5 protein-coding genes are annotated in these 9,259 nt (G+C 72.5%); 2 read left to right on the top strand and 3 right to left on the bottom strand.

The annotated features are described in order from the left end of the window. Window positions 1-108: 108 nt before the first annotated feature. The gene (locus AB0B66_RS12310; protein WP_360527196.1) at window positions 109-1,005 is read right to left on the bottom strand and encodes a fructosamine kinase family protein; all 897 of its coding nucleotides are present in this window, start codon (window positions 1,003-1,005) and stop codon (window positions 109-111) included. Between the two features lie 25 nt (window positions 1,006-1,030). Further along, on the bottom strand, window positions 1,031-1,999 hold the full coding sequence (locus tag AB0B66_RS12305) for a helix-turn-helix domain-containing protein (protein WP_360527193.1): 969 nt from the start codon (window positions 1,997-1,999) through the stop codon (window positions 1,031-1,033). A gap of 282 nt (window positions 2,000-2,281) precedes the next feature. On the opposite strand from AB0B66_RS12305, the gene AB0B66_RS12300 reads away from it, so the two are divergent. Beyond that, window positions 2,282-6,208, top strand: coding sequence for a carboxypeptidase regulatory-like domain-containing protein (locus AB0B66_RS12300; protein ID WP_360527190.1), 3,927 nt, complete (start codon window positions 2,282-2,284; stop codon window positions 6,206-6,208). Between the two features lie 59 nt (window positions 6,209-6,267). Here AB0B66_RS12300 and AB0B66_RS12295 read toward each other — a convergent pair whose 3' ends face one another. After that, window positions 6,268-7,362: an RICIN domain-containing protein gene (locus AB0B66_RS12295; RefSeq protein WP_360527187.1), complete on the bottom strand. Its 1,095-nt coding sequence runs from the start codon at window positions 7,360-7,362 to the stop codon at window positions 6,268-6,270. A gap of 493 nt (window positions 7,363-7,855) precedes the next feature. Here AB0B66_RS12295 and AB0B66_RS12290 point away from each other — a divergent pair, with 493 nt between their 5' ends. Beyond that, window positions 7,856-9,211 (top strand): ricin-type beta-trefoil lectin domain protein, encoded by a 1,356-nt coding sequence (locus AB0B66_RS12290; RefSeq protein WP_360527184.1) that lies wholly within the window; start codon window positions 7,856-7,858, stop codon window positions 9,209-9,211. The last annotated feature ends 48 nt before the right edge of the window (window positions 9,212-9,259 follow it).

Here is a 9,259-nt window from a genome sequence, read left to right as displayed (position 1 = left end):
AAACCCCCCCCCCCCCCCACAACCCCACACCGTAGCCGGGGGGGGCCCCCCCCCCCCGGGGGGGGGGGGGGGGGGCCGCCCCCCCCCCCCGCGCCGCGGCGAACCGGGTCAGGGGCCCGACCGGCGACGGAAAGGGGCCAGGGTGGCGCGGATGAGGTCGCCGGCGCCCCAGTCGTCGTCGAACTGGGCCAGCACGGCGAGGTGCTGCCGGAGCTGGATGATCGGCATACGGCTGCGCCAGTCGCTGTCCAAGGAGGTCAGTTCCGCGTAGATCGCGAAGAAGCGGGAGGCTTCGGGCGGCGGTGAGGTCGTCCACACGTGGGCCAGGTCGACCTCGGCCCACATGTAGGACACCGCCGGATCGATCAGCGCCGGTCGGCCGTCCGCGGTGGCCATGATGTTCTGCGCCCACAGGTCGCCGTGCGTCAGGCAGGCCGGGCGGTCGGGCAGCAGCTCGGGCAGCCGGTGGCACAGCCGTTCCAGCGCCGAGCGGTCCGCCCGGTCGAGCGCGGCCTCGACCCGGGGCTGGTCGAGCCAGCGCAGCAGCCGGTGCTGTGCGAAGAAGGCGAAGCCGTCGTCGTGCCAGGTGTTGACCTGGCGGCGTCGGCCCAGCCAGTTGTCGCGGTGCCAGCCGAAACGCGGGTGGACCGTGCTCGTGTGCAGGCGCGCGAGCAGGTGCGCGAACTGCTCCCAGAAGCTCTCGCTGTGCGGTCTGGGCGCAAGCATCGACAACACCAGCAGGTCCCGGTTCGCCAGCAGCACGTCAGGGGTCGGCGCGCCGCCGATGCCGCGCAGGGCGGCCAGCCCATCGGCCTCCGCGACGAAGACGTCGTCGGCCGGCGGCTCGGCGAGGGCCTTGACGAACACCGGCGGCGCGCCGCGGCGGGCGGCTATCCCGGCGAGCGCCGCGAGCCCGCCCGTGGTCGGCTCGACGGCGACGACGTCGTTCAAGCCGCTGCGGAGCAGGGCCTCCAGTAGCAGTGCCGACCCGGTCGGAGCTTTCATCCTGTTCAGAGGTGATGTCATGGGCTCAGAGCCAGCCGCGGCGAACCGCTTCCATGCCGGCCTGGAACCGGGTCTCGGCGCCGACCAGTTCCATGATCCGGTGCACGTGCCGGTGCACCGTGCGCACGCTCCAGCCCAGGGTGCGCGCGATCGCCTCGTCGGTGGCGCCGCCGGCCAGCAGCCCGAGCAGTTCGGCGCTGCGGTCCGACAACCCGTCCGGCAGCTCCTCACCGGGCCGGTTGACCGCGACCGAGCGCTCCCACAACGTCTCGAACAGCGCGATGAACGCGTCCAGCAGCGTCGACGGATACACCAGGTAAGCCGCCTCGGTCATCCTCCCGCCGGTCATCACCGGGATGACCGCGAACCGGTCGTCGCAGATGAGCATCTTCATCGGCACCTCGGTGGCGACCCTGGCCCGCTCGCCGTGCTGGATGCCCCGCCAGACCTCCGCCATCCGGCCCGGGATCGTCAGCGCCGAGCGGTCGTAGATGACCCGGTAGCTCAGGCCGCGGTCGGCGAGCTGATGGGTCTCCTCGGCATTGCCGCTCACCGGATTGTCGAGGTATGGCGGCCGGTCCATCCCTCTGATCTGCACCCGGGCCTCCCGCTGCAGGCGCACCAGGGTGGCCCGCAGGTTCGCGGCGCCCTCGACCACCTCGACGAGTTCACCGGGATGCCGTTCGGTGGCGTCCCGCCGGCGGAACTGCTCGGCCAACTGGTCGGCGTGTGTGCGCAGCCGTGACAGGTGGCGCTCCTGCTCGGCGATCAGGGACGCGGCGGCCTGGTCGGGCGGCGTCGCGGCGTACCGTGCGGGCCGGCCGGGCAGCCGGTCGGCGAGGCCGTGTTCGACCAGGCGGCCCAGCGAACGGGTCAGCTGCGCCCGGGAGAGCGTCACGTCGCCGAGCAGTTCACTCAGGGTCGCCTGGCGGCGCAGGGTGAGCGCCTCGTAGACGTCCTCCTCGGGCCCGCTCACTCCCACCACATGCCACATTCCGTGCCTCCTCCGGCCTCGGTGAAATGCCTGCGCGGCACGACGAACCAAGATCCGCCATGACTGTTTCCGGCGCGTGAACCAGCCGGAGACCACCGTCCGGAACCCGCCAGCTGTCCTGAACATGAACGCCGCCACACATTGTCCACGCCTGCCGGCCCATGCCAAGATCGCCGTCATCTCGCGCCGACGCCGTGGCCGAAAGGCACGTACGGCTGACGGCGGGCCCTGTGGCGGCCGCGACAACCATGCGCCGCTCCTTCGGACGGTTAGGAGTTCCACATGGTCGTGCCCTCGACAGGGGCCCGCAGGCGTCACCCAGGTGCACGGATCGCACTCGTCGTGCTGTCGCTGCTGGCCACCGGCGCGCTCGCGGGCGTCCCGGCCCAGGCCGCCGCACAGGCGGAGCAGGCCGCACCGAACCGGGCGGCCCCGCAGTACCGCCCAGCGGGCTGCAACACGGCCGAGGCCACCACGTCCACCGCGGACGGTCCGCTGGCCCGCTGCTTCGCGCTCGGTCTGCCGACCGGCGGCGACGGGCGGCAGCAGAAGGCCTCCGGGCCGCCGGCAGGCGCGCTGGGCCCGGCCGACATCCGGTCCGCGTACCGGCTTCCCGACGGCGGCGAAGGCCAGACGGTCGCGATCGTCGGCGCGTTCGGCTACGACGCCGCCGAAGCCGACCTGGCGGTGTTCCGCGCCCACTACGGACTGCCGCCCTGCACCACCGCCAACGGTTGCTTCCGCAAGGTCGACCAGTCCGGTGGCACGAACTACCCCCTGGAGGAGCCGGGCTGGTCGATCGAGGCCGCGCTGGACCTCGACGCCGTCTCAGCGGCCTGCCCGAAGTGCCGTATCCTGCTGGTCCAGGCCGACAACAACGCCATGGGCAACCTGGGCCGCGCCGTCGACACCGCGGCCCGGCTCGGCGCGGTCGCCATCTCCAACTCGTACGGCGTCCCCGGCGAAGCCCACTACCAGCACCTCTACCACGCCCACTACGACCACCCCGGCATCGCCATCACGGTGGCCAGCGGCGACATCGGCAACCTGCAGAGCTTCCCGGCCACCCACCCCGACGTCACCGCGGTCGGCGGCACCCTGCTGACCCGCGACTCCTCCCCGCGCGGCTGGTCCGAGACCGCCTGGGAGCACGCGGGCAGCGGCTGCTCCAGCTACGAGGCCCGCCCCGACTACCAGGCCGGCATCGACACCCAGTGCGGCGACAAGCGCGCCACCGCCGACGTCTCCGCCACCGCGGCACCGGAATCCGGCCTGGCCGTCTACAACACCCTCGGCCAGGACGGCTGGGCGCAGTGGGGCGGCACCTCGCTGGCCGCGCCGCTGCTCGCCGGGATGTACGCCCTGGCCGGCGACCCGCTGCCGGGCACCTACCCGGTCACCTACCCGTACCGCAAGGACCGGGCCGCGGGCCTGACCGACGTCACCACAGGCGTCAACGGCTACTGCGGCAACCTGCTCTGCACCGCCGGAGCGGGGTGGGACGGCCCGACCGGCCTGGGCACCCCGGCCGGGGTCTCGGCGCTGACCCTCGGCGCGAGCGGGCAGCTGACCGGCACCGTCACCGCCGGGCGCAACACCCACGGCAAGAAGCACGGCGCGCTCCCGGGCGTGACCGTCACCGCCACCGACAGCACCGGGGCGACCTTCCACGCCACGACCGACGCCCAGGGCCGCTACCGCCTGCCCGTGCCGGTCGGCGGCTACGACGTCACGGCCGCCGCCGCCGGCTACCGCTCCGCGCCGGTGGCCAAGGCGATGGTCGGCAGTGGAGCCCGAGTCGTGCGCGACCTGGCCCTGACCGCGATTCCGACCCGGACGCTGACCGGTACCGTCACCGACGGCTCCGGCCACGGCTGGCCGCTCTACGCGAAGATCACCGTCGACGGCCGCGCCGAGACGGCCCGCACCGACCCGTACACCGGCCGCTACCAGGTCGATCTGCCGGTCGGTGGCACCTATACCGTGCGCGCGACCCCGGTCGACCTGCCCGGCTACGTTCCCGGCACGGCCACCGCCACGATCGACGCCGCGAAACCCGGCGAGACCGGCACGGTCCGGCGCGACCTCGTGCTCACCGCCGACGACACCTCCTGCAACGCCACCGGATACGCCTGGCGCCACCAGGGTGTCGCCACCGATTTCACCGGCTGGTCCGGGCAGCCGAAGGATGGCTGGCAGGTCACCGACGAGACCGGCTCCGGGCAGACGTGGCGCTTCGACGACCCCGCGCACAAGGGCAACCTGACCGGCGGCGACGGCGGGTTCGCCACCGTCGACACCTGGTCGCAGTCCGGTGACATCAACTCGGCCCTGGTCAGCCCGCCGGCCGACCTGACCGGGGTGGCCGCCCCGGTGATCGGGTTCGACAGCGACTACTCGGCCACCAACTTCGGTGTCCAGTCCGCCGACCTCGAACTCAGCCTGGACGGCGGCGCGACCTGGAGCGTCGTGCGCCACTTCTCCGACGTCAGCGTCTCCGGACACGTCGAGATCGCGATCCCGCAGGCCGCGGGACGGTCCGGGGTCCTGGTCCGGTTCCGCTACCAGGGCAGCCTCGCCAACTGGTGGCAGGTGGACAACGTCTTCGTCGGCACCCGCGCGTGCGCGGCCGTGCCCGGCGGGTTCATCGCCGGCCAGGTCCGCGACGCCAACACCGGCCGCGTGCTCAGCGGCGCGAAGGTGTCGGCGGGCACCGGACCGGCGGCGACCACCGACAGCGCCGGGTTCTACCGGGTCTTCGTCGCCGGCGGGGGAGCGGTCCCGGTGACTGCGACCGGCCTGCGCTACGGCGACGCCACGGCGACGGTGCGCGCCGTCGGCGACCGCGTCGTGCGCCGCGACTGGAGCCTGCGGGCCGGGCAGCTGGCCGTGAGCCGGTCCAGCCTGCCGGTGTCCGTGCGGCCCGGCCGCACCGTCACCAGCGAGGTCCGGCTCACCAACACCGGTGACCGGCCGCTGCGGGTCAGGATCGTCGAGCAGGACCGCGGCTACACCCCGCAGGCCGGCGGACACCGCGCCGCCGGGCCCGAGACGCCGCTGGTCAAGGTCCCCGTGTCGGACGGAACCAGGTCCCGCGACTTCGTGCGCAGTGCGGCGACGTCGCGGCCAGGGCAGTCGGCCGCGGACGGCACCGCCTGGGTGGAACTGCCCGAGCTGCCGGCCCCGCTGATCGAGAACACGGTCGCCGACAACGACGGCACCGTCTACTCGGTCGGCGGCAACACCTACGGCCGCATGATGGCCGAAGGGTTCGTCTACGACCCGCAGGCGCGCGTCTGGAAGCCGATCGCCGCCCTGCCGCAGCCGCTGATGGGAGCGGGCGGCGCGTTCGTCGACGGCAAGCTGTACGTCGTCGGCGGCTGGGACCTGACCGGCGAACCCCTCGCCACCACCTACGCCTACGACCCGATGACCGACCGCTGGTCCCGCCGGGCCGACCTGCCCGCCGCGGTGGCCGACGCGGCCACCACCACGGTCGACGGCAAGCTGTACGCGGTCGCCGGATGCCCGACCTACACGTGCGACACCCCGTCGCACCGGACCTACCGCTACGACCCGGACACGAACCGGTGGACCCGGCTGGCCGACTACCCGCTCGGCGTGGCAGACCACGCCTGCGGCGCGGCCGGTAACGGGCTGATCTGTGTCGGCGGACAGTTCCCGTACCTGAAGGACTCCACCGGCGACGCCTTCCGCTACTTCGCCGAGTCCGACACCTGGGTGCCGACCACCGGGCTGAACCCGTTGTACGGCATGGCCTACGCCACCGTCGGCGGCCGGCTGCGCGTCATCGGCGGCGTCACCGCGAGCAGCATCACCAACCAGGTGATGGAGTTCGACCCGGCGACGGCGGTGTGGTCGAAGCTGCCCAACGCCAACCGGCCCGTGCTCGGCGGCGGTGCGGCGTGCGGCACCTACCAGGTCGGCGGCCAGATCAGCCGCGACGCCCTCACCGGGGCCGCGCAGCAGCTGCCCGGCGCGGAGTCCTGCGTCCGCGGCACCGACGTGTCGTGGCTGGCGGCGAAGCGCACCGAGATCACCATCCCGGCGGGCCGCACCGTCACGGTGACCGTCACGGCGTCGGCCCCGGCGGTGGCCGGGCACGGCGTGTACACGGCGCAGCTGGCGTTCGAGACGGACACCCCGTACCGGACCGAACCGCTCGCGGTGGTGATGACACTGCGCTGACCTGCGATGAGCGGAGCCCGCCCGGTGGACCTGTCCACCGGGCGGGCTCGCGCGGGTACTCAGCCGCGGGTCCACCGCTGGTTGGCGGCGGCGGTGCAGGACCAGAGGATCACCGGGGTGCCGTTGGCGGTGCCGTTGCCGGAGACGTCCAGGCAGAGTCCGGAGGCGACGTTGCTGACGGTGCCGTTGCCGTTGAGATTCCACCGCTGGTTGGTGCCGCCGTGGCAGTCCCACAGCTGGACCTTCGTGCCCGGCGCTGCTCCCGTGGGCGCGTCCAGGCACTTGCCCAGCGACTGGAGGGCCTGCCCGCTGACGGTCCACTGCTGGTTCGACCCGCCGCCGCAGCTCCAGATGATCGGCTGGACGCCGTTGGCGGTGTTGCCGCCGGGCACGTCGAGGCAGCGCCCGGAGGCCGCGCTGACCAGCGTGGACGATGCCGGGGTGGTGGTGGAGCCGATGCTGCCCGGCACCGAGCGCAGGGCGGCGTACCAGGTGGCGGCCATCTTGTCGTAGCCGGTCGCGGTCGGGTGGATGCCGTCGATGAGGTCGGCGGTGGTGAGCGCGCTGTGCATGTCGACGAGGTGGACGCGCCGGCCCGCGTTGACCTTGCTCTGCACGATGCCGGGGATGGCGGAGTTGTAGGTGCGCGCCGCGTTCTCCTGACCGGAATTGCTCAGCGGGATGATGGTCGCGACGAACACGTCCGCCGAGGGCACCGCGGCGGTGATGCGGTCGAGCAGGCCGGACAACCGGCCCGGGGCGCCGGACAGGTTGTAGTTCTGCAGCACGTCGTTCGTGCCGATGTGCAGCAGCACCGTACGCGGGGTCGTGTTCTGGAGCCAGCCGGTGATGTTGGCGTCGATCTGGTCGATCCGCCAGCCGGGGTGGCCCTGATGGTCGTGGTCGCCGAGGGCGGAAGGGCCGTTGAACTGCGTGCCGACCAGGTCGACGCGGTATCCGCCGGCGGCCATCCGCTGCCAGAGCCCGATCCGGTAACCGCCGGGCACCTGGGTGCCCTCGGTTATCGAGTCGCCCAGCGGCATGACCCGCACCCCGCCGTTGGACTCGGCGTGGGCCACGCCGTTCTGCATCACCGCGACGGTCAGCGCCAGCGTGGCCGCCGCGGTGGCGAGCAGGCGCGCGTACTTGGCCATGGTCGATCCCTTCACTCAGGTCGCTTCGGCAGGCGGCCACTGACCAGGGCAGCGGTGACCGCTCACATCGAAACGGTTTCGGCTGGGAGGCAGTCGTTACCTGTCGTCCTCGGCCTAATAACATGGATGACATGTGATGTGTTCGGTCCAATGTGACCGATAACATTCAAGGCGTCAAGGGTCCGGGTTTCCGCGGACCATGGGATCGACGGCAGTCGTTGACATGTGACGTGTTACGTCGCTACGGTGGCGCTGTCCCACGGGGACAGTCGGCCTGGGGCAGCGAGCCGACCGCCGCTCAGCCCACCGCGTGGTGCGGCGACGCCTGGACCGGCAGCCGCGCCGCGGACCACATCGCCCAGGTCCGGCTCCATCCCGCCAGATCAACCGCCCACCCGCCCGGGTGCGGCGGTCGGGCTGTGCTGTCCCGTGCCCAAGCCGCAGACGGCCGTCGCCAGTGCAGTCCCCGCTCCCAAGCAAAGGAGACAGCACCGTGGAATCCATCCAGCACCGACCCGCACGGCAACGGTGGCTCGCCGCGCTCGGCGCGGCCGCCGTCGTCGTCGCGGGGGCCCTGACGGCCACCGCACTGACCGGCCCGGCGGCGTACGCCGCCACGACCGCCGGCTGCGGCAAGAGCCCGACCCTGCGCACCGGTTCGTACACGATCCAGAGCAGCGGCCAGAACCGCAGCTTCAACCTGCGCGTCCCCGACGGCTACAGCAACACCCGCCCCTACCGGCTCATCTTCGCCTACCACTGGCGCGGCGGCACCATGAACGACGTCTCCTCGGGCGGCAGCAGCGGGAGCACGTGGTCCTTCTACGGCATGCAGCAGCAGTCCGACAACAGTGCGATCCTGGTCGCCCCGCAGGGACTCGGCAACGGCTGGGCCAACTCCGGCGGCGCCGACGTCACCTTCACCGACGACATGATCCGCATGATCGAGAACGACCTGTGCGTCGACACCACGCAGCGGTTCGCCATGGGCTTCAGCTACGGCGGCGGCATGAGCTACGCCATCGCCTGCGCGCGGGCGACCGTGTTCCGCGCCGTGGTGGTGTACGCCGGCGCGCAGCTGTCCGGCTGCAGCGGCGGCAGCCAGCCGATCGCCTACTTCGGCATCCACGGCATCTCCGACAACGTGCTCAACATCTCGCAGGGCCGCTCGCTGCGCGACACCTTCCTGCGCAACAACGGCTGCGCCCAGCAGAACGCCTCGGAACCGGCCGCGGGCAGCGGCAGGCACATCACGACCACCTACTCCTGCCGTGCCGGGTACCCCGTGCAGTGGGCCGCCTTCGACGGCGGCCACGGGCCCGCGCCGGTCGAGGGCTGCTCCGGCTGCGAGGATGGCGCGCGGACCTGGACCAAGGCCGAGGCCTGGCGGTTCATCTCCCAGTTCGGCTCCAGTGCGCCGCCGAGCTCCCCGCCGCCGAGCAGCCCGGCCCCCGGCCAGTCGAACGTGCTGCTGGTGGGCCAGCAGTCGGGCCGCTGCGTCGACGTGCCCAACTCGGCCACGGCCAACGGCACCCAGCTCCAGCTGTGGGACTGCCACGGCAACGCCAACCAGCGCTGGACCTACACCGCGAACCGGCAGCTCACGGTATACGGCAACAAGTGCCTGGACGCCAACGGAGGCGGGACCGCCAACGGCACCGCCGTGATCATCTGGGACTGCAACGGCCAGGCCAACCAGCAGTGGAACCTCAACGCCAACGGCACCCTGACCGGTGTCCAGTCGGGGCTGTGCGTCGACGTGTCGGGCGCGGCCACCGCCAACGGCTCCAGGATCCAGCTGTGGAGCTGCCACGGCGGCGCCAACCAGCAGTGGAGCACCCGGAACTGACCGGCAACGCCGGGCCGGTCGCATCGTGCCGGCCCGGCGGCCACGACA

Source organism: Catellatospora sp. NPDC049111 (assembly GCF_040648615.1).
Taxonomy (GTDB): Bacteria; Actinomycetota; Actinomycetes; order Mycobacteriales; family Micromonosporaceae; genus Catellatospora; species Catellatospora aurea.
The sequence above is the reverse complement of the archived record's forward strand: the minus strand, read 5'-3'. Positions and strand labels throughout refer to the sequence as shown.